Source organism: Citrobacter sp. BDA59-3 (assembly GCF_015167655.1).
In the GTDB taxonomy this organism is placed as follows: domain Bacteria; phylum Pseudomonadota; class Gammaproteobacteria; order Enterobacterales; family Enterobacteriaceae; genus Phytobacter; species Phytobacter diazotrophicus.
The window spans coordinates 3380180-3405798 of record NZ_CP063427.1; the positions used below are offsets into that span (position 1 = coordinate 3380180).

A 25619-nucleotide genomic window follows, 5' to 3' on the forward strand; every position below is an offset into this window, starting at 1 on the left:
ATGTTGCTACAGAGCCCTTAATGTTTCAACGAGTAGTAGATCTTTTCTGCCAGACCTTGCGAGATGCCCGGCACTTTTGCAATTTCTTCAATGCTCGCATTCAGCAAACCCTGCAGACCCCCCATGTACTTTAACAGCATCTGACGGCGTTTTGGACCAACGCCTTCGATGGTTTCCAGCGTACTGGTACTCTTCACCTTTGCCCGCTTTTTACGGTGGCCGCTGATGGCATGATCGTGCGACTCATCGCGAATATGCTGAATCACATGCAGCGCCGGGGAATCTGGCTGAAGACTAAACCCTTCGCCTTCAGGTTCAAAGAATAAGGTCTCGAGCCCTGCTTTACGGTCTGTTCCTTTCGCCACGCCCAACAGCAACGGATGATGTTTATCCCATGGGACGTCGAGTTCGGCAAACACCGTTTTGGCCTGCCCTAACTGCCCTTTCCCACCATCAATCAGAATCACATCCGGAATTTTGTTCTCTTCAATCGCTTTCCCGTAACGACGACGCAACACCTGATTCATGGCGGCGTAATCATCACCAGGCGTGATGCCCGTAATGTTATATCGCCGGTATTCCGCACGTACCGGCCCGTTGGCATCAAACACCACACAGGACGCCACCGTCTGCTCACCCATCGTATGGCTAATATCGAAACACTCCATACGCTTCACTTCCGGCAATTTGAGCAAGGTCGCCAGCGCGGTCAGGCGTTGATGGACGGTCGACTGCTGCGACAATTTCGTACTGAGCGCCGTCGCGGCATTCGTACGTGCCAGCTTCAGATAACGCGCCCGATCGCCGCGTGGTTTGGTCTGCACGTTAACTTTGCGTCCGGCAAGCTCAGACAACGAATCCGCCAGCAGCGTTTTGTCATTGAGGTTGAAATCAAGCAGGATCTCACCTGGCAGCGTGCGCATCTGGCTTCCCTGCAGGTAAAACTGCCCGACAAAGGTTTCCACCACCTCGCCAAGTTCAGTGCCATTCGGCACTTTCGGGAAATAACTCCGGCTACCCAGCACCTTGCCCTGACGAATAAAGAGCACATGCACGCAGGCCATGCCAGCATCGAACGCCACGCCGATCACATCCAGATCGTCCCCGGTATTGGAGACAAACTGTTTTTCGGTGACCCGGCGTACGGCCTGAATTTGATCGCGAATACGCGCCGCCTCTTCAAATTCCAGTGACTGACTGGCTTTTTCCATCCTGGCAATCAGTTTCGTGAGCACCTGATCATCTTTACCGGCAAGGAACAGCCGCACATAGTCCACCTGCTGTGCGTACTCCTCTTCGCTCACCAGCCCCGCCACGCAGGGACCAAGACAACGGCCAATCTGGTATTGCAGGCACGGACGAGAGCGGTTGCGATAGACACTATTTTCGCACTGGCGGACCGGGAATATTTTCTGCAAGAGCGCCAGGGTTTCCCGCACAGCATAACCATTAGGAAACGGGCCAAAGTACTCCCCTTTCGCGTGCTTCGCACCACGGTGCATCGCCAGGCGTGGATGGGTATCACCGCTAAGGAAAATAAAAGGATAGGATTTATCATCGCGCAGCAGCACGTTGTAGCGCGGCTGATAAAGCTTGATGTAGTTGTGTTCCAGCAATAACGCTTCCGTCTCGGTATGGGTTACCGTGACGTCAATCTGCTGGATCTGTGCAACCAGCGCTTCTGTCTTTCGCGAGGCGAGATTGCTGCGAAAATAACTGGAGAGGCGCTTTTTAAGATCTTTTGCTTTGCCTACATAGATAACGGTGCCGCCGGTGTCATACATTCGGTAGACACCCGGCTTGCTGGTTACTGTCTTGAGAAAGGCTTTTGAATCGAAAACTTCATTCACTGACTTGCTAACGTCTCCGCATTGCACAGACCATGGCGAATCGCCAGGTGAGTCAGCTCCACGTCACCATGAATGTTCAATTTACTGAACATACGATAGCGATAGCTGTTCACCGTTTTGGGGCTGAGATTCAGTTGCTCAGAGATCTCATTGACCTTCTGACCTTTAGTGATCATCAGCATAATCTGCAATTCGCGTTCAGACAAACTCTCAAACGGTGAGTCGGTTTTTTCCGGTTCAATCTGACTGAGAGCCATCTGCTGAGCAATGTCGGACGCAATGTATCGCTGCCCGGAATGGACGGAGCGAATCGCATTGACGACTTCCTGCGGTGCAGCGCCTTTGCTGAGATAACCTGACGCGCCAGCTTGCATTACTTTCGCCGGAAGCGGGTTTTCTGTGTGAATGGTAAGCATGATGACTTTGGTGTCGATATTAGCGCGCGCAATCTTGCGTGTGGCTTCAAGGCCACCGATGCCCGGCATGTTCATATCCATCAACACAACGTCAACGGAATGCGCCCGGCACCATTTTACGGCATCCTCGCCGCAACAAACTTCGCCAGAAATTTTTATGCCTTTAATATCTTCGAGAATGCGTCGTATCCCTGCGCGCACCAGTTCGTGGTCATCAACAAGAAGTACGTTGATCAATGGAATATCTCCAGAAAAGGGATGACGCTGCTGCAAGCTAATTCTTCACATACTAACGGTTTTTGCTGCGTTAATGAAAGTTAAAAAATGCCACTCATTCGATTTCGGTCTCGTTTTTGGAAATTAACCTGTACATTTTGTGGAAACTTTCACACCCCGCGCCATATCAGGTTTGCGTGTTTAAAAGTACTTTTCGGAAAGCTGCCTGAACGCACAGTTTTATTCTGATAGGGAATTTAAAGCGGCACTTTGTAACAATAATTAACCGTCATTCTACCTCTATTAAACATATATTTTGCCTACACTATTCAAATTAAATATAGGGCTAATGTTTAATTTAATAAACCAGACAGCGAGTACGTGCAAAAAACAACCACTGCTATTTTTCCCCTGGCTTGTGGTATACTCCGCCGCTTTGACATTCACCGTCACGCTAAGCACGGTAACTTAACGAGGTAAATAAATGAGCACACCTGATTTTTCCACTGCTGATAATAACCAGGAACTGGCTCAGGAAGTCTCATGCCTGAAAATGATGATCACGCTGATGTTGCAGGCTATGGGACAGGCCGATGCAGGTCGCGTCATCCTTAAAATGGAAAAACAGATCGCAGCGCTGGAAGATGAAACCCAGGCGGCGGTGTTCACCAATACGGTGAAGCAGATCAAACAGGCTTATCGCCAGTAAGTGAATCCGGCTGGCAGCCTACAAAAGCTGGCAGCCGGTATACGTCTGGCACGCAGAACGAAGGTTCAGGTCAGATAATTCCCGTCGCAGCCGCATAACAGGCAATCTGCGTTTTATTCGGTGCGTTGAATTTTTTCTGCATGTTCTTCTGGTGAAAATTCACCGTATTCTCAGATATGGACAAAATCATAGCGATTTCGGCCGATGTCTTCCCTTCCGCTGTCCATTTCAGAATTTCTTTCTCGCGCTTACTGAATTTCATTTCTGGCGCAATGACCATATTGTCACCCAGCCGGGAAAGCGTGATCAGGCTTTGCTGAACCAGCGTTTGCAGGCGCAACTCAATCTCTTCATCATGCTGTGGATGATGGATAATACTTGTGCGGGACACGGACAGGAATCCCATTGCGTGATTTGGCAGCATCAAACACTGCGTAATCCCTTTGCGTAATCCAAAATCCCGCGCACCATTCCATAATTCCGGCGTCTCGTGAAATAATTTGTCATTCCACGGCAAATGCCCGTGCAGGAAATTCTCTGGTTTGAGTACCGGGTCGACAGCGAAATAATTTTCGGACTGATAATGCGCCATCCAGGCATCCGGATACGTGGTGTGTACATTGATTTTCGGGCGCGTGAACGGCACCGGATGTCGGACACACAGTGCAAAAAAATCAAATTCAAGCAGCTGCGTTTGCTGCTCTAATGTTGAATATACCTCTTCCTTGTCCGTTATCTCCTGAAAACGTAGCAGCATCTCCCTGCGCCACGAGAAAAAGTCATTATCCTGCATACTGACCAATATCACCCCTGACAATAATAATCATTATTATGGATACATTAAATTAACACATAAATCTTTTTTATAAGTGTGAAATATCGGTATCAGCGAAAATCAGTAAAAATTTTCGCAGGTTATGGCGAGCAGATAAGGCAGAAAACACTGTTTTTTGTGGGAAAACGCGACGGCAAAGTGTGGTCAAATACCTTTATTGGCAATGCATATGATTAAAAGCGCACGAATAAATTTAGCTTAAGCTAGCATTAATCACCGATTCGGAAAGCGAGTTGCTGCCGAATCGGTGAATCATTACTGCATCAGGAATTTTTCCAGAAACTGCTGTGTGCGTGGCTGCTGCGGATTGGCGAATAGCGACTTTGCAGCGCCCTGTTCGACAATGCGTCCCTGGTCCATAAAGATGGCCCGGTCCGCCACATCGCGCGCAAAGCTCATTTCATGGGTGACAATCACCATCGTCCTTTTTTCCTGCGCCAGTTGCCTGATGGTATTGAGCACCTCCCCTACCAGTTCAGGATCCAACGCCGAGGTCGGTTCATCGAACAGAATGACATCCGGGCGCATTGCCAGTGCGCGCGCAATCGCCACACGCTGCTGTTGTCCGCCGGATAAACGCCGCGGATAGCTGGTCTCTTTACCACTTAACCCGACTTTAGCCAGCAACTCTCGTGCCCGTGCTGTCGCTTCCTCTTTCGGTTCGCCTTTCACAATGACCGGGCCTTCAATAATGTTTTCCAGCACCGTACGATGCGGGAAGAGATTGAAGTTCTGGAAGACAAAGCCTACATGCTGGCGCAACTGGCGAATCAGGTTTTTCTGTTGTCCTATCGGTCTTGCCGTATCGATGGTTATGTCACCCACCCGAATCGTACCGCTTTCAGGCTGCTCCAGGAGATTGATACTGCGCAATAGCGTGGTTTTACCGGATCCGCTGGGCCCAATGATAGCCACCACTTCCCCTTGCGCCACGTCCAGATCGATGCCGTGCAGCACCGTCTGGCCGTGGAATTGTTTCACCAGGTTTTTCACTTCGATGGCACTCATTTCGGATCGCGCTCCTGCCGGTTCAACTGGTTTTCAAAATAGTTCTGCAACGCAGAGAGTACCGTCGCCATAACCCAGTAAATGAGCGAAGCGGCCAGATACATTGTGAACACTTCCAGCGTACGTGAGGTGATCAGTTGCGCCTGACGGAACAGTTCCGGCACCTGAATCGTCGCCGCCAGCGAGGTATCTTTCACCAGGCTGATAAAGCTGTTAGAGAGCGGCGGCAATGCCACACGCGCGGCCTGTGGCAATATTGCGCGCCGTAACGTTTGCCAGGGTGTCATCCCGATACTGGCGGCGGCTTCCCACTGCCCTTTATCGATAGACGAGATAGCCGCACGAAAGGTTTCCGAGGCGTAGGCAGCCGTATTAAGCGATAAACCGATCATCGCCGCCGGGATCGGGTCCAGCTCAATGCCAAATTGCGGCAACCCGTAGTAGATCATAAAAAGCTGGGCGATGAGCGGCGTACCACGGAAAATCGAGATATAGATGCGCGCCAGCCAGCGCACAGGGAGCAGCGGGGAGAGGCGCATTAACGCCAGCACAAACCCCAGCAGCAAGCCAAAGAACATGCCGCCGATGCTCAGTTGCAGCGTAAATACCGCCCCTTTAAGCAGGTACGGCGCAGAGTCGATCACCAGTTGTAGACTTTCTTGCATTATGGTTGTTCTGCCCGGCAATTAAACATGTGGGTGATAGGCAAACAGCGCCGGAGCGCCACCGGTGTGGACAAACAAAATCGGGCCGTCATCTTTAAAACGCTTTTGCTCAATCCCATCAAGCAGCCCTGCCATCGCCTTGCCGGTATAGACAGGATCGAGAAGAATACCTTCCAGGCGCGCAAGCAGTTTAACCGCCTCCATGCCTTCATCATTCGGCTGACCGTATCCCGGCGCAAAATAGTCATCCCAGAGGGTAATCTCTGCGCTGGCCTTCACCTCCAGCAGTTGCGCGATCTCCTGTTGCAGGGTCACTACTTTGGGTTTTTGGTCGGCCACACTGCGCGATACCGTCACGCCGATTAACTCGACATCCGGGAGCCGTTGTTCCAGACCAATCGCCAGCCCGGCATGCGTTCCGGCGCTGCCCGACGCCACCACGACCGAAGAGAGCCCCACGGCACCTTCACACTGTTGGGCAATTTCTAACGCACTTTCGACATAACCCAGCGCCCCCAGTGCGTTTGAGCCGCCAACCGGAATCACGTAAGGGCGAAAACCCTGCGCTTCAATACGTGTTGCCAGCTCATCCAGTTGGCGTTTGGGATCGGTCAGCGCGTCGCACATTTCGATTTGCGTATTAAACAGGTCCAGCAACAGGCGGTTACCGTTGGTAAGATAGTTTTCCGCGGTCGTGCCAATGGGGTTTTCCAGCAGCGCCACGCAGTGCAGCCCGAGCTTTGCCGCCACTGCTGCCGTCTGGCGCACGTGGTTAGACTGAATAGCCCCTGCGGTAATCAGTGTGTCAGCCCCTTCGCGCAGCGCGTCTGCGGCGAGAAACTCCAGCTTACGCAGCTTGTTCCCCCCCATCGCCATGGGGGTAACATCATCGCGCTTAATAAAGATGTCACGACCGACGAAATCAGAAAAGCGCGGCAGGTATTCAAGCGGCGTCGGCGCGCCGATAAATTCCAGGCGGGGAAAACGGGTGAGATTTTGCAAGGACATCGATCCTCCGGTAGCAAGATAGGAATGGCTTTTATTATGCACGTATACCGCGCGTAAATAAAAAAGGCGCTGAAGGTAGCGCCTTTTTTCTTACGGAGAGATTACTTCGTTACATCAGCGCCGAACCATTTTTCCGATAGCGCTTTCAGCGTGCCGTCTTTCTGCATGTCGGCAATCGCCGCATCAATGGCTTTCAGCAAGTCTTCGTTACCTTTGCGCAATGCGATACCGGATTCCTGACGAGAGAAAGCATCACCCGCAACGGCCAGCGTATTGTTGGTTTTTTTCACCAGATCGAGGGCGGCCAGGCGGTCCACCAGAATGGCGTCAATGCGGCCTACACGCAGATCCTGGTATTTGGTCGGGTCATCATCATAGGTGCGGATATCCACACCCTGCACGTTGGCACGCAGCCACTCTTCATAGTTAGTACCCAGACCCACACCCACTTTTTTGCCTTTCAGATCGGCTGCGGATTTGATGCTTCCTTCATTGCCTTTTTTCACCAGCGCCTGAATCCCGGAGACGGTGTAGGGGGTAGAGAAATCATATTTTTTCTTACGTTCGTCAGAGATGGTGACCTGGTTAATCACCACATCAATACGTTTTGAATCCAGCGACGCCAGCATGCCATCCCATTTGGTGGGCTTCAGGTCCGCTTTCACGCCCAAATGTTTCGCCAGCGCATCGGCAAACTCCACTTCAAACCCGGTGAGCTTGCCATCATCCCCCTGGAAACTGAACGGCGGATAAGTGCCTTCCAGTCCAACCAGCAAGGTGCCACGCTCTTTAACTTTATTCAGTAGATTTTCAGCGGCGAACGTTTTGACGCTCATCCCCGCAACCAGCGCGACAGCCATAACCCCCATCAGCGCCTGACGACCCAAAAGTGCAAGTTTCATAGTGACTCCGACCAGAAAATGAAGAGCGTAACGCACAGTACCTGAATCATTTTCAGGCACCTGTGCGTCACATTTTATTCATTTTTAATATATATCAGATCGAGCACCGACAGCGATCTTTTGCACAACGTTAAAGCGTGATTGTGCTTTAAATTGTGCGTACTTACGCAACGCGATACGGTAATTATTGGTACTGGTGGTAGGTAACCAGGGTTCCAGATTCTCATCAGGGTACCCTTCGTCAAGAAGATCACGGGAGATATTAAGCTCACTCAAATGATTTCCGAGGCGGCGAAGACGAACGACGTATTCACGCACCGTGCCATGGCTCATTTCAGTGTGATCGAACAGGAATTGTTTAAATCCAATGATATCGAAGAAATCACTTTGCTCTTTGCAATGCAGGTCCCCGCAGAATCGGCAGAGTGCCACCCATTCTTTTTGTTCTTGCTGCCAGGCTGCCTCATCCAGAAGCATATCCAGGCGTGAGATTGCAATTTTGTTCACAATTTCGCCTCGACGCACCAGGGTGATGCGGTCGAGTAATTTGTGACAATGTGCGCAATGCGTTTGGCTGTGTTTAAAGTCTTTTAAATAGCGGCTTAGTGGCCGTCTTTTAGGTTGCTGCACCGTCATGATAACTCCTGGTTGTCAATGCGTTGTGCGGCATTTTTCAGGGGCGATCCAGTACAGACAGTCTCACCAACCTATAACTTACCCAGCTTTGTACGTAAGCGCTTAATAGCCTGACTATGCAATTGGCTAACCCGAGACTCTCCGACGTCAAGAACAGCGCCAATCTCTTTGAGATTAAGCTCTTCCTGATAATAAAGCGTCAGAACCAGTTGTTCGCGCTCCGGTAAGGATTCAATGGCTTCCATTACACGGTGACGCAAATTACTTTCCATTAACTGGAATAACGGGTTTTCCTGTTGATGATCGTCAGTCACCACTTCGATACTGTCACCATGCTCTTCTCGCCATTCGTCATAGGAGAAAAGCTGGCTATTATTGGTATCAAGCAGCATCTGACGGTATTCTTCAACCGGAACACCGAGGCGTTGTGCAACTTCTGTTTCGGTCGCATTACGTCCCAGCTCTTGCTCAAGTTGCCCCATAGCCTGTGCTACTTCGCGAGCGTTACGCCGGACACTGCGCGGTACCCAATCACGGCTGCGCAATTCATCCAGCATAGCCCCACGAATGCGCTGCACTGCGTAAGTGGTAAATGCCGTTCCTTGCAGAGCGTCGTATCGGTCCACTGCATTCAGTAACCCGATCCCGCCCGCCTGTAGCAGATCGTCCAGTTCCACACTCGCCGGCAAACGCACCTGCAGGCGCAATGCTTCGTGACGCACCAGAGGTACATAACGCTGCCACAGCGAGTGTTTATCCATTACACCTTCAGCGGTATAGAGTGAATTCACGATAAACAGCCCTGCGTTAGTTTGAGTTATCGGCATGATTATCCGATTCTGTAGCACTTTTAATCGGATGAATAGTGGGTGAAATGGGGGGTTATTTGCATTAATAAAAAAATACACATCGTCGAAAATGAATTTTGTAAAGAATTCATGACGATCTCTATAACGACGAAGCTGTGACATCTGAAATTGTGCTCATTTTTAATGCATTATGATAAAAGGTTTTGTCTGATGTCACCGATTTCATTACATAAACAGCTTGTTATCCTTTGATTTTACAAAGCATTAACAGTGAATTTATTCTATCCGCTAATTAGCGAGATAAAATGATGGTTATTTACTAACTGGAAATACATGTCTGTCGTTTAGATTAGAGCATTAATGACAATTCTCTCCTCTTTTCTCGAACGTCAAGCGAGAATGCGATGATAACTTCTGCGCATAGATACCAATACTGAGAGACTGCGGCTAAATTAGAGGATACGATGAAACTAGCAATCTACGGGGCTGGTGGGCTCGGCAGAGAGGTTCTCGAGCTTGCGATGCAAATCAATAAGTTGCAATCGCGCTGGTCAAGTCTTTGTTTTATTGATGACATCAACGCTAACAGGCAATTAAAAAGTCACGACGTTTTATCGCTTGCGCTTATCTCACCACAAGAGTACGAAGTTGTGGTTGCGGTGGGTGAACCCAGTTTACGCAAATACCTCGCGGAGAAAGCTAAAGACGCAGGCTTTAACCTTGCTACGCTGATCCACCCCGACGCCTATATTAGCAGTGATACAACAATCGGTGTGGGTTCGGTCATATGTTATGGCGCTTTCATTTCCTGCGATACAGTAATCGGAGACAATGTCCATTTACAGCCCAATGCGAGTCTTGGCCACGATTGTTATATCGGTAATCATTGCGTAATTTCCTCATATGCCAATCTTGCAGGCCATTGCATTGTTGGCGATCTGACGTTTATTGGTATGAATGCCGTTGTGCGTGAAACCAGCACTATTGGCGCTGAAACCATCATCAGCATGGGCTCTGCAGTCTTTAATGATATCGCTTCCGGTGTGATCGCGATGGGCAATCCTGCACGCGCCATCCGCAAAAATGATGAAAAGAAAGTATTTCGTTAAGCCGATGTGCTCACGAAACCTCATGCACTACGCCGCCCGCATGTGGACTGAATGAATTTAACCTAATTTCCAAGCTACTCTGGAGAAAAAGATGTCAAACCTGGAAACCTATAACCGTATTTTCGTTGAAACCTTTGAAGTTCCTGAGGAAACTCTCCCTGGCTACAAATATCAGGACACACCATCTTGGGATTCCGTTGGCCATATGACCATGATCACCTCTCTGGAAGATGCATTCGACATAATGATGGACACTGATGACATCATCGAATTTGCCTCCTGGGAAAAAGGTAAAGAGATCTTGAAAAAATACGACGTGGAATTCCAGGACTAACTTATGTTGCTGAAAGCGAAAACGGCTGTCATCACCGGTTGTCTGCAAGGCATTGGTAAAGCGACGCTGGAAACCTTCGCCAAAGCAGGCGCCAATGTGTTTGCTTGTTGCCAGGCGGAAGATCCCGAATTTACGGCATTCGTTGGGCAACTGAGCGCGAAATACCAGGTTGATATTATCCCGGTTTATTTTGATCTGACGGATAGCGATGCCATTAAACAGGCGGCAATGTTCATCCAGAAAAGCAAAAGACCCGTTGATATTCTTGTGAACATCGCAGGGGCCAATTTTGATGCCAATTTCCAGATGGTGACCCTTGAACAGTTGCAAAAGACCTTCACTATCAATTTCTTTTCGCAGATTGCCTTTACGCAATATATTGCACGGTTAATGTTACGCCAGAAAAAAGGCAGCATCATCAATATCTCCAGCATCTCGGCCCTGGATGGCAACCCGGGACAGCTCGCCTATGCCAGTGCAAAAGCGGCATGGATAGCAGCAACGAAAACAATGTCCGCCGAGCTTGGACCTCAGGGTGTACGCGTCAATGCCATCGCACCGGGCGTCATCAGTACCGCAATGACAGCCTCTCTTCCGGAAGAGGTGATGACACGTCAAATGTTACGCTGTGAACTGAAACGTCCGGGTCAACCAGAAGAAGTTGCTAACGCGCTGATGTGGCTCGCATCTGATGCCTCAAGCTACGTCACAGGACAAGTTATCCGCATTGATGGCGGTATGGGTTAAGGTAAAGACTATGTTGATGCAAGGAAAAAACGTTCTGATAACTGGCTGCCGGCGTGGGATGGGCAGAGCCATGGTTGAGATCTTTGCTGCGAACGGTGCCAATATTTATGCGCATGCACGTGAAGCGAGTGACGCTTTTGTCAATGATATGGCAGAGGTTGCCAGACACTACAATATTCAAATCTGGCCCCTCTGTTTCGACATAACAGATTACGATGCCATGAAGTTGGCCATAAAACGCGTAATGGGTGACAAACGTCCACTTGATGCTGTGGTAAACAACGCAGGTATTATCCTTAATAACCTTTTTCAGATGACAAGCGAAGCCCAACTTCGTCAGCAATTTGAAGTAAATTTTTTCTCTGTTTATTTGTTTACACAATATGTCGTCAAACTGATGGTTCGTCACCAAGGCGGCAGCATCATCAATATTTCATCTATCGTTGGTGAAGATGGAACCCTCGGGAAATCTGCTTATGGTGCCTCAAAAGCTGCGCTTATTGCGATGACCAAATCCATTGCAGCAGAGCTTGGTGAAAAAGGCATTCGCGCCAATTGCATCGCGCCAGGTATTGTCGACACGGAAATGTTATTAACCATGCCAGCGCAGATTATTGAAGAGACCCAAAAAGCCACAGATCTCCGTCGTACCGGTGAACCGCCGGAAATCGCTCAGGCGGCAATATTCCTCGCCAGCGACCTTTCCAGCTATATAACTGGTCAGACAATCCGTGTGGATGGTGGTTTAAAATGAAGCAAAACTCACAGGGCATGAGTGTTTCGGCGAACACTATTCGCAGGCTTACCCTGACCGAGGCTCATCATAAAGAGAACGATGGTGTTCAACTCTCCTCTATTGAGTCGATTATCGCTATTGTCGCGACCAGAAGTATGGTGCATACGGCACTGGTAACCGCTGACTTGCTCAGCGATCACGGTATTAATGCTGCCGTGATTGATATGCATACCATTAAACCGCTGGATGAAGCCACACTCGGACAACATCTTGATAAAAAGCTGCTGGTTACGCTCGAAGAGCACAGCGTTATTGGCGGGCTTGGCAGCGCCATCGCTGAATATCTGGCAGGAACGGAAAACAGTCCTCGCCAACTGCGTCTGGGCATTCCGCAGGGCTATCCGCACTCGGGTGATTACGCCTGGATGCTTGAACAAAGCGGTTTGACTGCTAAGCAGGTTACCGCGCGCATCATGAGTACACTGTGATGTCCAAATTTTATGATTTATCCCAACCTGCATCACAAACGGCGCTTATCGACGATCGTGGCATGACGCTAAGCTATGGTGAACTGGCGCAACAGGTGCAATCCCTCGCAGAAACGCTCCCTTCACGGACGTTGGTTTTTATATTTTGTCGTAACCAGGTCGAAACAGTTGTTGGTTACCTGGCCTGCCTGCAAAAGGATGCCGTTGCACTTTTACTTGATGATAATCTGGACGCCACGCTAATTGAACACCTCATCCAGACCTATAAACCTTCATGGCTCTGGCGCCCAATAGACGACTGTTACCAATTGCTGAACACTGGATTACCACAGTGGCCTTTACATGATTCTCTGGCGCTTCTAATGACGACATCCGGATCCACTGGTAGTCCGAAACTGGTGCGTTTAAGTAAACAGAATCTCGAAAGCAACGCAGCGAGCATTGCGCAGTACCTGGAGCTGACTGCGGAAGAACGCGGGCTGGTCAGTCTGCCGATAAACTATGTTTACGGGCTGTCGATTATTAACAGTCATCTCAGCGTCGGTGCAACCCTTCTTCTTACAGGAAAAAGTGTCATGCAACGTGAGCTGTGGAATTTTGTACGTGAAGAACGCGCCAGTTCCTTTGCAGGCGTGCCTTACACCTATGAAATATTGAAAAAACTGCGGTTTATGCGTATGGATTTACCAGACTTACGCACACTGACCCAGGCTGGAGGCAAATTGTCGGCGGCATTACAGCAAGAATTTACCGAATATGCAGAGCAGTCTGGTAAGCAGTTCATCGTGATGTACGGAGCAGCAGAAGCGACCTCGCGTATGGCATGGCTTGCGCCACAGGATGCATCTACCCGTTATGGCTCCATTGGCAAACCGATCCCGGGCGGTGAATTTATGCTGCTCGACAGTGACGACAAACCTATAACAACACCAGGTGTTGCCGGAGAGCTGGTGTATCGCGGTGCAAATGTTGCGCTAGGTTACGCTGAGAAAGGGGAAGATTTAACGCTTGGCGATCAGTTTGCCGGAACATTACACACAGGCGATATTGCAACCTGTGATGCCGATGGTTTTTACAGCATCATCGGACGTAAAAAACGCTTTCTCAAGATTTTTGGTAACCGCGTGGGCATGGATGAGATGGAATCGCTGCTAAAAAATGCGTTCCCAGGTATCACATGCGCTTGCGATGGCCGCGATGATCTTTTGTGTATCTTCATTACGGATGCCTCACTCGCCGATACAGTGAAACACTACGCGGCCAGCTTAAGTAAGCTTCACGCATCCGCATTTCGTATCATTGTATTGGATGCCATTCCTGTCAACGCCGCAGGAAAAACGCTCTATCACAGGCTAAAAAATTATGTCCCTTCCGTTTGAGGATATCCTCTCGATAGAGCCTTACTCACTGGCGCGTGAAGAAAAAAGGGCGCTCTTACTTGATCGTTTACGCGCACTGACGGCGTTACACTACGCCCAGTGTGGGCCTTATCACCGCATGCTTGATGCGCAATCGATTATTCCCGATTCAATTAATAATATTGAAGACTTTCCCTTTCTGCCTGTTTCACTTTTTAAGACGTTGACGCTAAAAAGCATAACAGACGAGGCTGTGGTAAAGACCATGACCTCATCCGGTACCACCGGCCAACAGGTATCACGCATTTTTCTCGATAAAACAACCGCGGCATATCAGCAAAAAACGCTGGTTAAAATCGTCAGTCAATTTACCGGCGCAGGGCGACTCCCATTACTGATTCTGGATACCCCTGGCGTGCTGAAAGACAGGCTGCAGTTTTCCGCCCGAGGGGCTGGCATTCTGGGGTTTTCACTGTTTGGTTCAGACAGGGCATGGGCATTGGACGAGGCGATGAATCTTGATTTCGATGCCATTGAGGCATTTTTGTCCAGGCATGCGGGTAAACGTATTTTACTGTTCGGCTTTACTTTTATGGTCTGGCAGCATTTCTATAAAGCGCTGGCAGCCAGCGGCAAAACCCTGGATCTCACCAATGCGTTGCTCATCCATGGTGGTGGCTGGAAAAAATTACAAAGCGAAGCAGTTTCACCTGAGGATTTTGCTGCCCGTCTGAAAAGCGTCTGTGGGCTACCAGCCGTGCACGATTATTATGGCATGGTGGAACAGACAGGATGCATTTATATGCAGTGCGAACAAGGACATCTGCATACGAGTATTTTCTCCGATGTGATTATTCGCCAGCCACATGATTTCTCCAGTGCGCCGGTGGGCATCAGCGGAATTATCCAGGTGCTTTCACTCCTGCCCGAATCTTACCCCGGTCATTCACTTCTTACCGAAGATGAGGGTGTACTCCTTGGTGAAGATGATTGTCCATGTGGACGTAAAGGTAAATATTTCAAGATCTTAGGCCGCCTAAAGAAAGCTGAACTACGGGGATGTAGCGATACCTATGCCGTACAATTTTGATGGATTGAATATGGTGCTGGGCGAATTGTCTGCCCTGACATTGATGAAAGAACTTCCACCACTGCCCCCTTTCTCCGATCCAGTGATTGCATTTTTGGACGCGTTCTCACGACGGGTCATGCATGATGGCGAAGCCAAAAGCTGGCCTGACGTCATCAGCCTTGGTTTCTGGTGCCGCCGGGCATCGATTGAAAAAATGCGTGCAAACAATGGTGACCTCTCTAACCGCATCGGGCGTGGGGTGGCATTCCACATTGCTCCGGGAAACGTCGCGGCCAACTTCGCTTACTCACTTTTTACAGGCTTACTGAGTGGTAATGCCAATATCGTGCGCCTGCCGGGTCGCGATCACCCTCAGGTGTCAGTGATTACCCGCTTACTTGATGAAACTCTCCACCTTGAACCTTCGCTGGCCTCTTATATTTGTCTGGTACGCTACGATCGCCAGCAGGCGATTAACGATACACTCTCCGCATGTTGTGACACCCGTATAATCTGGGGAGGGGATGAGACAATTGCGCAGATTCGCCGCTCCCCGCTACACGCCCGCGCATTAGATATTGCATTTTCCGATCGTTATTCCATTGCTGTTATCGATGCAGATAGCTATCTGATTCATCCAGAAAAAAAGCAGTTAGCCCAGGCCTTCTATAACGATACCCTGCTCAACGATCAAAATGCCTGCTCATCGCCTTCGCTGGTGGTATGGACCGGGCGGGATACCGATACGGCACGCTCACTTTTCTGGCAGCATTTTCAGATACTGGCAGAAAAACGCTATCCGCTGGAGCCTGTCATGGCAGTTGAAAAACGCGCCCGTCTCTGTGTCATAAGTACACAATATCCAGGAGTGAAGAAAGTTTCAGGTGAAAGCAATATGCTTGTGCGCGTCGAGTTACCCACTCTGGACGCCTCTGTTCTGGCATTGCGCGGCAACTGCGGCTTTTTCATGGAATATGTTGCAAACAACCTTGATGAGATAAATGCAGTTTGTGGGGAACGTTGCCAAACGCTGGCGAGCTTTGGTATTTCCAGTGATGCCTTCTCTGCCTGGCTTAGCAGAGCACGACCTAAAGGGATCGATCGTATTGTACCGATCGGCCGTACGCTTGATTTCAGTCTGCAATGGGATGGCTATGATCTTATTGCCATGCTGACGCGAAAAATATCAGTTATTTTCTAAGCGAGCAGATAATATTTCTACTCAGAAACAGAGCGCAAAATGAAAACATTATTTAACTCAATACAAGTCAGTAAAAATCATTTCATCGACACTATCGAGAATATGATTAAAAATGGCGACGAAATTATGCTTTTTGGCGCTGGTTTTATTGCACGTATAACAGCAGAGTTCATGCAACGTCAGAACATGCCAATCGACTATGTGGCCGTCAACAGTGAACATCTACTTCCAGGAAGCGAAATTAACTGCCATCCTGTTACTTCACTAGAAAAGCTTGAAGCGCAAGGGAAACGCTACAATTACATTGTAGCAATACAGTTCTATACTGTAGTATTTATTGCCGGTTACGCTTTACCGCAAATGAAATGCTTTTTTATGATTGCATGTTTATCGGCATTAATGCAGATGAAATTTACACTCCTGAATGGCTAAATGCGCATGAACCAATACTAGATGATTCTTACCAAAATTTGGGTGATGACAAATCACGTAGAACACTTACAGCTTTTTCGAATCAACGATTCAGTGCTCAGGAAGGATGTTTTCATCAGGAATATCATCCCCAACAATATTTCCCACAAGAGATAATCAAGTTTGGCAAAAATGAAGTATTCGTCGACTGTGGTGAATATACAGGTGACAGCATAGATGCTTTCGTCAATGCGCTTAAAAGCAGCCAAGACGGAGAGCCATCTAAAATTATTGCATTTGAACCTGATGTTAAAAATTTTGCTCATTTAGTGGCATCGACCTCAAATTTAAAGCAATGCGTGTGTTTACAAGCAGGAGTCTGGCATGAAGCGACCAAATTATATTTCAATTCCTCGAATGAGCAAACTTCATCCCTTACATGTAATGGTGATGCTGTAAGCCTGCTGACAATAGATGAAGTTACTGCAAATGAAAAAGTGACTTTCCTAAAAATGGACATTGAAGGTGCTGAAATGGCTGCTCTACATGGGGCGGAAAAAAAATATTAGAATGAATAAACCCACATTGGCTTTGAGCATTTATCACAAGCCGGAAGATATAATTAACATCCCACGTTTTTTAAAATCTATACATCCCGATTACAAATTCTGGTTACGCGCATATCACCCACGGCTTTCATGCGATATGGTTTTGTATGCCATCTCGCCTGAAAAAGTGATTGCACAATAACAATCTAAAATTAAAAGGCCAGCCAAGAGACACTTTGCTGGTCTTTTTCAATAATTAAATATCAGGCAACGTGACGTTCGTTCTTACCTTGCATCGGTTGCTGCGCATGTTTATGAATAACATCGATCACCCGTTGCTGCTCTTCCTCAGTTAAATCCGGAAAAATAGGTAGGCAGAGAATCTTTTTCGAAACCACATCTGCCGTTGATAAATTCTCAACTTTTGCAGAAGCAAGATGGCGATACATTGAGAAAGAGCTGATTAATGGATAGAAATATCGACGCGTGTAAATATTCTCTGTTTTAAAAAGATTATAAAGATCGTCACGACTGACCGGGTAGTTTTCATCAACCATTACCGGGTAATAAGAATAGTTCCAGTCAACATTTTCCGGTGCCGTAAATACGCTGATGCCGGGTATATCTTTTAGTGCTTCGCAGTAACGTTCATAAATCGCTGCACGCTTCGCCAACGCATCATCAATATACTTCATTTGTAACAGGCCAAACGCCGCCTGCACTTCATTCATTTTTGCGTTAATACCCGGTGCAACTACCGTTGTTTCATCAATAAACCCGAAGTTTTTCAGATTATCAATGCGCTGCTTCATTTTCGAATCATGGCAAATAATTGCACCGCCTTCGAAGGTATTGAATACTTTGGTCGCATGAAAACTCAGAATAGAGAGATCGCCAAAGCCGAGCACACTCTTACCGTCTTTTTTTACACCAAAAGCATGTGCCGCATCATAAATAACTTTCAGTCCCCAACCATCGGCAATAGACTGAATCTTATCCACGTCGCATGGAATGCCGTAGCAATGTACTGGTAAAATAGCGGTAGTGGCTGGTGTAATCAGCGCCTCTATTTTTGTCGGGTCGATGTTGCAAGTCACTGGATCAATGTCGGCAAAAACCGGGGTCAGTCCGTTCCAAAGCAATGTATGCGATGTGGCAACGAAGGAATACGGAGTGGTAATCACCTCTCCGGTAATACGCAGCGCCTGCATTGCAGTCAACAATGCCAGGGTACCATTGGCAAACAGACAAAGGTGCTTCACACCCAGATATTCCGCCAGCGCTTTTTCCAGCTGCTGGTGAAACTGCCCGCCGTTTGTCAGGTATTTATTGTCCCATATTTTTTCCAGGTAAGGGACAAACTCTTCAAGGGGCGGAAGCAACGGACTGGTAACAAAAATATCTTTCATGACGCACCTCTTCTGTACACCATTCGCCGGGTAAACGCTACGAATATATTATTCGCAGCGCATGGCGTATTTATTTATCTACAACAAATGAACGTGGTTTTTCACCACGGCAATACATTTCCCACGCTGTACGTAAAGCATGTTCAAAAGTCGCCGCAATATTGAAGCCAGAACCTTGTTTGGTGGGTATTTTACTGCGCATATCACGACGAATTTTGCTCAATTCATCAATATGTGCAGCCCAGTGAATTGCTTTACTGACATAATCGTCTTTGCTAAATGCAACAAAATTCTCAAGCCCATAGGTATACATTATATCCAGTCCCTGACAACCAGCTAAAGTCTCTCCGCGCAAAGTCAAGGTTGGCACACCCATCCACGCCGCGTTGTTGGTCGTTGTACCCCCAGTGTAAGGGAAGGCATCAAGCATTATATCGACCTGGCCATGCGCTGACAGGTAATCCAGCATAGTCATTTTCCCTTTGAAAATAAGCTGTGAATTACTGACGCCTTTCTTCTCCATAAACTGGGAAATAGAGTTGATAACATCCAGATCGTCCATAAAACCAATCATAAGTTTGGCGTTGGGTAAACGCAGCAATATCGATGCCCAGACATTTAGCACGTCATTATTGATTTTTTTAGGGCGGTTAAAACTGCAGAAGGTGATATAACCATTTTTAATTGCTGGCAATTCACTGACATCCGGACTTTGCTCATTGGGCTCAAAAGTTTTTTCCATCCGGACATACAGAAGGTGCTCACTGAATTGATCCTGCATTTTGGGCACATTGAGAAAAGTGCCAGGCACAATTCGATAATCAATAGCTTTCATCCCCGTTGTGGCAGGATACCCAATCCAGGTCATCTGCACCGGAGCCGGGCGCAGACCAAACATTGGCAGCCGGCAATAGGTTGTATGGCCGGACAGGTCAATCAGAATATCGATATTGTCGTTATAAATCTGATCGGCTAATTCGGTATCACTGATGTCGTAAATATCCCGCCACAGTGATGATCCCGATTCCAGATAATCAGTTATATCATCACGAACAGGTGAGGCGTTGTAGCCTATAAGATCGAACCGATCACGATCCATTGCATCCCAGAATGGAATAAAGAAGTGACTCACCGGATGGCGCACAAAATCCCCGGAGACAAAACCAACCCGCAGTTTTCTATCTGGATCACGGCTACCGTTATAACTGGTTTTAATGCCGACACTCTTCGCCCATGCATCCACTTCCTCACCATATTTCAAGTGTGCGTGGTACATTGCCTGTGGCGAAGTTTTAGGGTCATGCGTCAAAACAAACAGATAGTTGCTGTAATAGCCAAGATGGTTACCCGAGATGTCGACAGCTTTTTTCAGGTACTTGAGCGATTCCCCCATAAGCTGCTTTTCACTTAATAATGTACCGAGGTTGGTCAGATAATGGGCATTCCTGGGTTCGAGTTTGACGGCTTTGCGTGCACAAATTAGCGCATCGTTAACGTTATTATGATCGCGGTATAAGCAGCCCAATAAATCCCAACCCCTAGCATTTTCCCGATCATTACGTAGCAAAGCACGAATAATGCGCCCAGCGTAGAACGGGGCTCGTGTTTTAGAAAAAGCATTTGCGAGGTCGTAATAAAATTCCCAATTGGAAGCATGGTTAGCCAGCAATCGCGACAGATAAGTCAGCGCTTCGTAATACGCGCCCGTGAGTAAAAATGAACGGGAAATTCCATTGAGCAACTGGACATTGTCGCCCTCAGTTTCAATGAGTTCCTTCATAAAAACCCGAACATCCTCATTGCGCCCTTCGCGCAGCATCCCGTCAGCTTTCTTCAAAAAAACGCGGATCTTTTCCAGTTCTTCTCTGGTTGGATCGTCTTCGCGCTTTTCGAGCACATTGTCATTGAGAAAGCCACCAATATCCGCACGACTTGAGAACAGTATTATGGTCATGCAAAGCTGGCGAAGGATGTCGGAATCACCATGTAGTAAACAGGACTGAAAAGCGTACTTCCACGCGCGAGGGGCTCCGTATAGAACTCCTTTCTCACGTAAAGTCAGGAACATATCGACACTGTCAGCGTCATTGATAGATCTTTCGCCGTTAAGGAATTCGCACTCATCAGCAGAAAGCGTAATCGCTTCGCCCCAGAGGTTAAACACACTCACTTCTTCCTCGCCATTTTCGCAAAGAGGCAATCCAGGGATAGGTTGCAACACCGGTGAAGTGCTTACGTTATAAGCAGAAGGACCGAAGCTGAACAAAAGACCATCGCGGCCTTGTACAAAAAGTAATTTCAACGCCTCAGCAACCTTCTCACGATGGTTTTCAGGCGTTTCGGGTAAAAGTGTTTGCGTTACCAGTTGCTCGAAAGAGACGCTGAGAGGCCAGGCATCGCCCAGCAAGTCCATGATACTCAACTGCAATGTATCTTCGGAAGAGACGCAATGCCCGCCGCGATTCAGGTGTGCATTACCAACGATGCCGTCTTCTGAAACAAAACGCTTAAAGCAGCCAGCCCAGTGTAATGACTCAACATTGATAATATTGGGTTCATCTCGCACAGCAAGATTGCGGCTGGCTGGAATGATGATACTAAAGCGCTCGGCGCGATTTACAGCAAAATCAAGATATTGCTGTGCCAGTACCTTCCCTTTACCTGGCACAATGGTTTCGTGAACCTTGTTAACATTTTCACCGTAGTACGAGGCACATTCACTTTGCGGAAAAATATCCCCGACATAATGAAACTCGCACTCAACCAACATCTGGTTAAAATCAGCCAGGTAGACAGCATCATTAAAATTGTGCAGATAACGCAACAAAAATTCGTTATCGCTACTGGCCGCAGCTGAACTCAGTACACTATTTATTCGCCCTGGCTGCTGTGCCATTTCCAGGTAGATGATCATGGCGCGCGCTGAATTCAGCGTCATCTCATCATCGGTAGCATCCGCTGTATGCAGTGCGATAGCATCCTGTATAGATTTTGCGTCACGGCTGCCAGGTAAACTGTTCCAGCGCATGGCGACAATACCGTTTGGCGTCAGACTACGAGAAGCAAACGCCAGCAATACAGCGCGTTCCGTTTCAGGAAGCAAACTGAAAATGCCATTGATAATGATGTAATCAAACGTTCCCGCCTCGATGTTAACAAGGGAATCAAGCCCCAATGCGTAGAGGGACACGTTTTTCATACCCAGTTGCTGACGTTTTTCTTCTGCATTGGCAATGGTCTGCGCGTCCAAATCAATACCAACACATTCACTTTCAGGCCATGCCAATGCATGAGTCAGCAGCAGTTGAGCGTTCCCGCATCCCAGTTCAAGAATTCGCGCATTTGCAGGTAAAACACCCGTAACACCATAAACAGCCGACATAGCACCAATGTGAGACGTTATCCGGCGTGAAGAAATATACATGTCATTCACTGTAAAAGATCCATTATTGGGAGGTCAGAGCACAATCTGTCACTGCGCTAAATCACCGATGCGAATGCGGCTGTACACATGGGCATGACATCACTGCATTTTCAAAAGAGAACATTACGATTTTAGCCATCGTAGCAGTCCCCGGGCGTCTTAATGAGGTGAAAACCCTGTGGATTGGTATCTTATTTGTGTGATTGAAGAGAATGGAAAGACGGGTTGACAAATAAAAAAACTATCGCCCGGAGGCGATAGTTTGTATATCAATGATGCTCAATATTAACGCAGCAGAGACAGAACAGTCTGTGGAACCTGGTTCGCCTGAGCCAGTACAGAAGTACCAGCCTGTTGCAGGATCTGCGCACGAGACATGTTAGAAACCTCTGTCGCATAATCAGCATCCTGAATACGGGACTGCGCTGCGGACAGGTTAGTCACGGTATTGTTCAGGTTAGAGATAGTGGACTGGAAGCGGTTTTGAATCGCACCCAGGTCAGAACGTTGGTTATCAACTGCTTTCAGCGCGGCATCAACATCACCCAGGACACTGCTCGACATAACGTCGAAGCCGTAAGTGCTAACGCCACGAGAGGTAACAGTGCTGTTAGTTGCACCAGCAGAAGCGGTTGTTAATTTGTTCCAACCGGTGTTGGCGTTGATGGAGATACCGATAGTCTGACCATCGTTAGCACCAACCTGGATAGAAATAGTAGTTGCAGTAGTGCCAGCCAGGATGTTGATGCCGTTGAACTGAGTCTGACCAGCAACACGGTTGATCTCTTGCAGACGTTGGTTAACTTCAGACTGAATAGAGTCGATATCAGAAGCTGAGTTAGTACCGTTCTGGGCCTGAACTGCCAGCTCACGGATACGCTGCAAGTTGTTGTTGATTTCGTTCAGAGAACCTTCGGCAGTCTGAGCAATAGAGATACCGTCGTTCGCGTTACGAGCAGCCTGAGTCAGGCCTTTGATGTTTGCAGTGAAACGGTTGGAAATTGCCTGACCAGCGGCATCATCTTTGGCGCTGTTGATACGCAGACCGGAGGACAGACGCTCAATAGCAGTGCCCAGCGCAGACTGAGATTTGTTCAGGTTGTTCTGAGTAGTCAGTGACAACAGGTTAGTATTGATAACTGCCATAATTACTTTCCTTCAAAAATTGATTTAGGGTCGGTGCCTAACACTTACGGCGTCTCTCACCGTCATCAAGGGTATCGGCGCATCTTCGAAGGACTTTAGAAATAATCGATAAAAACTTTTATCTTATTGTTTTTAAATGATTTAAATTTCTTAAAGCGTCTTTTTTGCTTAAAAAACCACCTATTCATAGCGGGTTTTGTCTTCTACAATCCTCTTATTTACCACTAACTGCTCCCGCTTTTCTGGCGATTATTTTTTCATACGATGTGTAAACTTTTTTCTCGGGTTGCCGATAGAGAGTCAAGTTACACACAAGACGCAAAGGAAAACAGACATGGCTTCTATTAGTAACCTTGGTGTAGGTTCCGGTCTGGATCTAACCACGTTGTACAACAACCTGGAAACAGCTGAAAACACCAAGCTGACAACGATTACCAACCAGAAGACCACATATACCGCTCAATTAAGTGCGTATGGTAAGTTGCAAAGTGCCTTAACCAGCCTTCAAACCGCGACAGCGGCGCTGGGTAAAGCAGCTACATGGAACTCAACAACCGTTAATAGTACGAACACCTCATTCTCTGCGGCCACGACCAGTGATGCAACCGTCGGGAATTATACTGTTAACGTAAGCCAGGTGGCGACAGCGCAAGTACTGATGTCATCCAGTATTGCCAGTAATACCGCGCAGCTTGGTGGGACGACGGCTGGTAATACGCGTACCATTACCATTACCCAGGCAGGGACAAAAACGCCGCTGACGGTAAAACTGGCAGATTCTGACACTTCATTGACCGGTATCGCGAATGCAATCAACAAAGCGGGCGGTAACGTCAGCGCGACCGTAATGAAAGCAACGGATGGCGACTATCGTCTGATGCTGACCTCAAAATCGACCGGTACCGATTATGATATGACGGTCACTGTTACAGGCGATGATACCCTGCAGCAGAAGATTGGTCATGACAGCACGACGACAGCTCTCGGCGTGCAGACTGCTTCGCAAAATGCGAAGGTATCTATTAACAATGTTGCCATTGAACGTGCAAGTAACACCATTACTGACGCATTGCCAGGCGTGACGCTGACGCTTAAGTCAAAAAGTACGGCAGATGAAACGCTAAGTGTTGGCCGTGCAACAGATGCGAACACAACGGCTATTAATAACTGGGTTACCGCCTATAACTCACTGCAATCCACCATCGCCAGCGTAACGAAATATGTGACAGTGGATAAAGGCGCTGATAGTCAGTCCTCCAGTAATGGCGCGCTATTGGGCGATTCGAACGTGCGATCGATTCAGTCTCAACTGCGTTCGCTGCTGACTGATGTACAAAGCCAAAGCGGAAATTACAAGATACTGGCTCAGCTTGGGATTACCCAAAACCCGATAACCGGTTCCGATGGTTCAACCGGTACATTAACCGTCGACTCGACGAAGTTATCGAAAGCGTTAACGGATAACCCGGAAGCCGTTCAGGCCTATTTTATTGGTGACGGTACCAAGACCGGTTTAGCGACCAAGATGAACAATACCCTGACAACGATGCTGAGCACCGCGACAGGTAGTACGGGCGTTATCCAAAACGCGCAGGACGGTATTAACAAGACCATTAAGACTCTTGATCAGCGTTATACCGAAATGGAAGCAACCATCGAAGCAACCATGGCGCGCTACAAGGCGCAGTTTACTGCGCTTGACACAATGGTCAGTAAGTTAAACAGTACCGCAACTTACTTAACGCAGCAGTTTAGTTCCCGCAGTTAAGGATTTGATATGTATAGTCAAAGTGGTGCTAGTTCTTACCAAAAAGTTGGGCTGGAAAGCGCGGTAATGAGCGCAAGCCCACATCAACTTATTGTCATGCTTTTTGACGGGGCACACAGTGCCCTTGTCAGGGCACGACTGTTCCTCGAACAAGGGGATTTGGTGTCTAAAGGCCAGGCGCTTTCACATGCTATCAGTATTATAGATAATGGTCTCAAGGCAGGGCTGGACATGGAAGTTGAGGGAGATCTCCCTCAAAATATGGCATCGCTTTACGACTATATGGTGCGCCGTTTGTTACAGTCAAACCTGCATAACGACGTAGAAGGCATCATCGAGGTAGAGGGACTGCTGAACAATATCGCCGATGCGTGGAAACAAATTAACACATCGGCTTCTACTCATCAGGACATGCGTTGATGACTAACTTCATCCCATCTCTTACCGACTGGCATGCGTTGCATGCTCTAAGCATCACCATGCTAAATCTCGCCCATTCAGGTAAATGGGATGAATTGATTGAACAGGAAGTCAACTACGTACAGCTTGTAGAGAGTATTGCCCGCAACCCGATTTCACCCGGCAATAAAGTACAAACTCAGCAGGCTAAAGAGCTGCTGGGTATGGTGCTGTCAAACGAAGCTGAACTCAAGGTGCTGTTGCATAACCGCATGGAAGAGCTGCGCCACCTGATTGATAAAACGGGTAAGCAACAGTCCCTGACCTCAGCCTATGGCAATTTGTCCGGTAAAATCTTGTTCCCAAATAATTTAAATCAGTAACCACCAATCCTATGGTTTTCTTCCATACTCCA

At 48.0% G+C, this 25619-nt stretch carries 26 protein-coding genes; 14 read left to right on the top strand and 12 right to left on the bottom strand.

Annotated elements, in window-relative coordinates; all coding sequences use genetic code 11:
* Nucleotides 1-17: 17 nt before the first annotated feature.
* Entirely contained in the window at nucleotides 18-1850 is a 1833-nt protein-coding gene (gene uvrC, locus IP582_RS15955; RefSeq protein WP_193793783.1) for an excinuclease ABC subunit UvrC, read from the bottom strand.
* Nucleotides 1847-2503 (bottom strand): UvrY/SirA/GacA family response regulator transcription factor, encoded by a 657-nt coding sequence (gene uvrY, locus IP582_RS15960; RefSeq protein ID WP_041851802.1) that lies wholly within the window; start codon nucleotides 2501-2503, stop codon nucleotides 1847-1849. The genes uvrC and uvrY overlap by 4 nt, the downstream gene beginning before the upstream one ends.
* Before the next feature lie 463 nt (nucleotides 2504-2966).
* On the opposite strand from uvrY, the gene IP582_RS15965 reads away from it, so the two are divergent.
* On the top strand, nucleotides 2967-3191 hold the full coding sequence (locus IP582_RS15965) for a DUF2594 family protein (RefSeq protein ID WP_071196383.1): 225 nt from the start codon (nucleotides 2967-2969) through the stop codon (nucleotides 3189-3191).
* A 70-nt stretch (nucleotides 3192-3261) separates the two neighbouring features.
* On the opposite strand, the gene sdiA is transcribed toward IP582_RS15965, so the two are convergent.
* The 7 genes from sdiA to IP582_RS16000 all read right to left on the bottom strand — a co-directional run bounded on the left by sdiA (nucleotide 3262) and on the right by IP582_RS16000 (nucleotide 9036).
* A complete protein-coding gene (gene sdiA / locus IP582_RS15970; RefSeq protein WP_193796292.1) occupies nucleotides 3262-3984 on the bottom strand; it encodes a transcriptional regulator SdiA in 723 nt (240 codons plus the stop codon).
* Between the two features lie 297 nt (nucleotides 3985-4281).
* Nucleotides 4282-5034 (bottom strand): L-cystine ABC transporter ATP-binding protein TcyN, encoded by a 753-nt coding sequence (gene tcyN, locus IP582_RS15975; RefSeq protein WP_041851805.1) that lies wholly within the window; start codon nucleotides 5032-5034, stop codon nucleotides 4282-4284.
* A complete protein-coding gene (gene tcyL / locus IP582_RS15980) occupies nucleotides 5031-5699 on the bottom strand; it encodes a cystine ABC transporter permease (RefSeq protein ID WP_193793784.1) in 669 nt (222 codons plus the stop codon). The genes tcyN and tcyL overlap by 4 nt, the downstream gene beginning before the upstream one ends.
* Nucleotides 5700-5720: 21 nt before the next feature.
* Nucleotides 5721-6707, bottom strand: coding sequence for a D-cysteine desulfhydrase (gene dcyD, locus IP582_RS15985; RefSeq protein WP_193793785.1), 987 nt, complete (start codon nucleotides 6705-6707; stop codon nucleotides 5721-5723).
* A 101-nt stretch (nucleotides 6708-6808) separates the two neighbouring features.
* Complete coding sequence (tcyJ, locus tag IP582_RS15990) at nucleotides 6809-7609, bottom strand: cystine ABC transporter substrate-binding protein (protein ID WP_041851808.1); 801 nt, start codon at nucleotides 7607-7609, stop codon at nucleotides 6809-6811.
* Nucleotides 7610-7693: 84 nt separating this feature from the next.
* Nucleotides 7694-8245 carry a flagella biosynthesis regulatory protein FliZ gene (fliZ, locus tag IP582_RS15995; RefSeq protein WP_041851809.1) on the bottom strand — a complete coding sequence of 184 codons (552 nt, stop codon included), beginning with the start codon at nucleotides 8243-8245 and terminating at the stop codon, nucleotides 7694-7696.
* Between the two features lie 71 nt (nucleotides 8246-8316).
* Nucleotides 8317-9036, bottom strand: a complete 720-nt coding sequence (locus tag IP582_RS16000) for an RNA polymerase sigma factor FliA (protein ID WP_041852034.1) — start codon at nucleotides 9034-9036, stop codon at nucleotides 8317-8319.
* Nucleotides 9037-9518: 482 nt separating this feature from the next.
* Between IP582_RS16000 and IP582_RS16005 the strand changes: the two genes are divergently transcribed.
* The 10 genes from IP582_RS16005 to IP582_RS16050 all read left to right on the top strand — a co-directional run bounded on the left by IP582_RS16005 (nucleotide 9519) and on the right by IP582_RS16050 (nucleotide 17079).
* The gene (locus IP582_RS16005) at nucleotides 9519-10163 is read left to right on the top strand and encodes an acetyltransferase (RefSeq protein WP_193793786.1); all 645 of its coding nucleotides are present in this window, start codon (nucleotides 9519-9521) and stop codon (nucleotides 10161-10163) included.
* Between the two features lie 91 nt (nucleotides 10164-10254).
* Complete coding sequence (locus tag IP582_RS16010) at nucleotides 10255-10497, top strand: acyl carrier protein (RefSeq protein WP_193793787.1); 243 nt, start codon at nucleotides 10255-10257, stop codon at nucleotides 10495-10497.
* A 3-nt stretch (nucleotides 10498-10500) separates the two neighbouring features.
* Nucleotides 10501-11244 (top strand): SDR family NAD(P)-dependent oxidoreductase, encoded by a 744-nt coding sequence (locus IP582_RS16015; protein ID WP_193793788.1) that lies wholly within the window; start codon nucleotides 10501-10503, stop codon nucleotides 11242-11244.
* Between the two features lie 10 nt (nucleotides 11245-11254).
* Nucleotides 11255-11998, top strand: coding sequence for an SDR family NAD(P)-dependent oxidoreductase (locus IP582_RS16020; RefSeq protein WP_193793789.1), 744 nt, complete (start codon nucleotides 11255-11257; stop codon nucleotides 11996-11998).
* Nucleotides 11995-12468, top strand: coding sequence for a transketolase C-terminal domain-containing protein (locus tag IP582_RS16025; RefSeq protein WP_193793790.1), 474 nt, complete (start codon nucleotides 11995-11997; stop codon nucleotides 12466-12468). Before IP582_RS16020 ends, IP582_RS16025 begins: the two co-directional genes overlap by 4 nt.
* Nucleotides 12468-13847, top strand: a complete 1380-nt coding sequence (locus IP582_RS16030; RefSeq protein WP_193793791.1) for an AMP-binding protein — start codon at nucleotides 12468-12470, stop codon at nucleotides 13845-13847. The genes IP582_RS16025 and IP582_RS16030 overlap by 1 nt, the downstream gene beginning before the upstream one ends.
* Nucleotides 13831-14916 carry an acyl-protein synthetase gene (locus tag IP582_RS16035; RefSeq protein WP_193793792.1) on the top strand — a complete coding sequence of 362 codons (1086 nt, stop codon included), beginning with the start codon at nucleotides 13831-13833 and terminating at the stop codon, nucleotides 14914-14916. The genes IP582_RS16030 and IP582_RS16035 overlap by 17 nt, the downstream gene beginning before the upstream one ends.
* Nucleotides 14900-16099: an acyl-CoA reductase gene (locus IP582_RS16040; RefSeq protein WP_193793793.1), complete on the top strand. Its 1200-nt coding sequence runs from the start codon at nucleotides 14900-14902 to the stop codon at nucleotides 16097-16099. The genes IP582_RS16035 and IP582_RS16040 overlap by 17 nt, the downstream gene beginning before the upstream one ends.
* A 39-nt stretch (nucleotides 16100-16138) precedes the next feature.
* Nucleotides 16139-16531, top strand: a complete 393-nt coding sequence (locus IP582_RS16045; RefSeq protein WP_193793794.1) for a hypothetical protein — start codon at nucleotides 16139-16141, stop codon at nucleotides 16529-16531.
* Complete coding sequence (locus tag IP582_RS16050; protein WP_193793795.1) at nucleotides 16483-17079, top strand: FkbM family methyltransferase; 597 nt, start codon at nucleotides 16483-16485, stop codon at nucleotides 17077-17079. Before IP582_RS16045 ends, IP582_RS16050 begins: the two co-directional genes overlap by 49 nt.
* A gap of 242 nt (nucleotides 17080-17321) precedes the next feature.
* Here the strand turns inward: IP582_RS16050 and IP582_RS16055 are convergent, their stop codons facing one another.
* The 3 genes from IP582_RS16055 to IP582_RS16065 all read right to left on the bottom strand — a co-directional run bounded on the left by IP582_RS16055 (nucleotide 17322) and on the right by IP582_RS16065 (nucleotide 23037).
* The gene (locus tag IP582_RS16055; RefSeq protein ID WP_193793796.1) at nucleotides 17322-18467 is read right to left on the bottom strand and encodes a DegT/DnrJ/EryC1/StrS aminotransferase family protein; all 1146 of its coding nucleotides are present in this window, start codon (nucleotides 18465-18467) and stop codon (nucleotides 17322-17324) included.
* A gap of 70 nt (nucleotides 18468-18537) precedes the next feature.
* Nucleotides 18538-21891 (bottom strand): methyltransferase domain-containing protein, encoded by a 3354-nt coding sequence (locus IP582_RS16060; protein WP_228007995.1) that lies wholly within the window; start codon nucleotides 21889-21891, stop codon nucleotides 18538-18540.
* Between the two features lie 285 nt (nucleotides 21892-22176).
* On the bottom strand, nucleotides 22177-23037 hold the full coding sequence (locus IP582_RS16065) for a flagellin (RefSeq protein WP_304489329.1): 861 nt from the start codon (nucleotides 23035-23037) through the stop codon (nucleotides 22177-22179).
* A 334-nt stretch (nucleotides 23038-23371) separates the two neighbouring features.
* Between IP582_RS16065 and fliD the strand changes: the two genes are divergently transcribed.
* From fliD to fliT, 3 genes are read left to right on the top strand one after another with little or no spacing between them, the layout of a single operon-like run.
* Entirely contained in the window at nucleotides 23372-24805 is a 1434-nt protein-coding gene (fliD, locus tag IP582_RS16070) for a flagellar filament capping protein FliD (RefSeq protein ID WP_193793798.1), read from the top strand.
* Between the two features lie 9 nt (nucleotides 24806-24814).
* The gene (fliS, locus tag IP582_RS16075) at nucleotides 24815-25225 is read left to right on the top strand and encodes a flagellar export chaperone FliS (RefSeq protein WP_193793799.1); all 411 of its coding nucleotides are present in this window, start codon (nucleotides 24815-24817) and stop codon (nucleotides 25223-25225) included.
* Complete coding sequence (gene fliT, locus IP582_RS16080; protein WP_041851819.1) at nucleotides 25225-25587, top strand: flagella biosynthesis regulatory protein FliT; 363 nt, start codon at nucleotides 25225-25227, stop codon at nucleotides 25585-25587. Before fliS ends, fliT begins: the two co-directional genes overlap by 1 nt.
* Nucleotides 25588-25619 lie beyond the last annotated feature (32 nt).

Coding starts and splice junctions, on each gene's coding strand:
- fliZ (WP_041851809.1), bottom strand. CDS start 8,245: ATGACGGTGCAGCAACCTAAAAGACGGCCACTAAGCCGCTATTTAAAA.
- IP582_RS16055 (WP_193793796.1), bottom strand. CDS start 18,467: ATGAAAGATATTTTTGTTACCAGTCCGTTGCTTCCGCCCCTTGAAGAG.
- IP582_RS16065 (WP_304489329.1), bottom strand. CDS start 23,037: ATGGCAGTTATCAATACTAACCTGTTGTCACTGACTACTCAGAACAAC.
- IP582_RS16045 (WP_193793794.1), top strand. CDS start 16,139: ATGAAAACATTATTTAACTCAATACAAGTCAGTAAAAATCATTTCATC.
- IP582_RS16060 (WP_228007995.1), bottom strand. CDS start 21,891: ATGTATATTTCTTCACGCCGGATAACGTCTCACATTGGTGCTATGTCG.
- IP582_RS16050 (WP_193793795.1), top strand. CDS start 16,483: ATGTTTATCGGCATTAATGCAGATGAAATTTACACTCCTGAATGGCTA.
- IP582_RS16035 (WP_193793792.1), top strand. CDS start 13,831: ATGTCCCTTCCGTTTGAGGATATCCTCTCGATAGAGCCTTACTCACTG.
- tcyJ (WP_041851808.1), bottom strand. CDS start 7,609: ATGAAACTTGCACTTTTGGGTCGTCAGGCGCTGATGGGGGTTATGGCT.
- IP582_RS16010 (WP_193793787.1), top strand. CDS start 10,255: ATGTCAAACCTGGAAACCTATAACCGTATTTTCGTTGAAACCTTTGAA.
- fliD (WP_193793798.1), top strand. CDS start 23,372: ATGGCTTCTATTAGTAACCTTGGTGTAGGTTCCGGTCTGGATCTAACC.
- tcyN (WP_041851805.1), bottom strand. CDS start 5,034: ATGAGTGCCATCGAAGTGAAAAACCTGGTGAAACAATTCCACGGCCAG.
- tcyL (WP_193793784.1), bottom strand. CDS start 5,699: ATGCAAGAAAGTCTACAACTGGTGATCGACTCTGCGCCGTACCTGCTT.
- IP582_RS15965 (WP_071196383.1), top strand. CDS start 2,967: ATGAGCACACCTGATTTTTCCACTGCTGATAATAACCAGGAACTGGCT.
- IP582_RS16030 (WP_193793791.1), top strand. CDS start 12,468: ATGTCCAAATTTTATGATTTATCCCAACCTGCATCACAAACGGCGCTT.
- IP582_RS16025 (WP_193793790.1), top strand. CDS start 11,995: ATGAAGCAAAACTCACAGGGCATGAGTGTTTCGGCGAACACTATTCGC.
- IP582_RS16020 (WP_193793789.1), top strand. CDS start 11,255: ATGTTGATGCAAGGAAAAAACGTTCTGATAACTGGCTGCCGGCGTGGG.
- dcyD (WP_193793785.1), bottom strand. CDS start 6,707: ATGTCCTTGCAAAATCTCACCCGTTTTCCCCGCCTGGAATTTATCGGC.
- sdiA (WP_193796292.1), bottom strand. CDS start 3,984: ATGCAGGATAATGACTTTTTCTCGTGGCGCAGGGAGATGCTGCTACGT.
- fliT (WP_041851819.1), top strand. CDS start 25,225: ATGACTAACTTCATCCCATCTCTTACCGACTGGCATGCGTTGCATGCT.
- IP582_RS16005 (WP_193793786.1), top strand. CDS start 9,519: ATGAAACTAGCAATCTACGGGGCTGGTGGGCTCGGCAGAGAGGTTCTC.
- IP582_RS16015 (WP_193793788.1), top strand. CDS start 10,501: ATGTTGCTGAAAGCGAAAACGGCTGTCATCACCGGTTGTCTGCAAGGC.
- fliS (WP_193793799.1), top strand. CDS start 24,815: ATGTATAGTCAAAGTGGTGCTAGTTCTTACCAAAAAGTTGGGCTGGAA.
- IP582_RS16040 (WP_193793793.1), top strand. CDS start 14,900: ATGCCGTACAATTTTGATGGATTGAATATGGTGCTGGGCGAATTGTCT.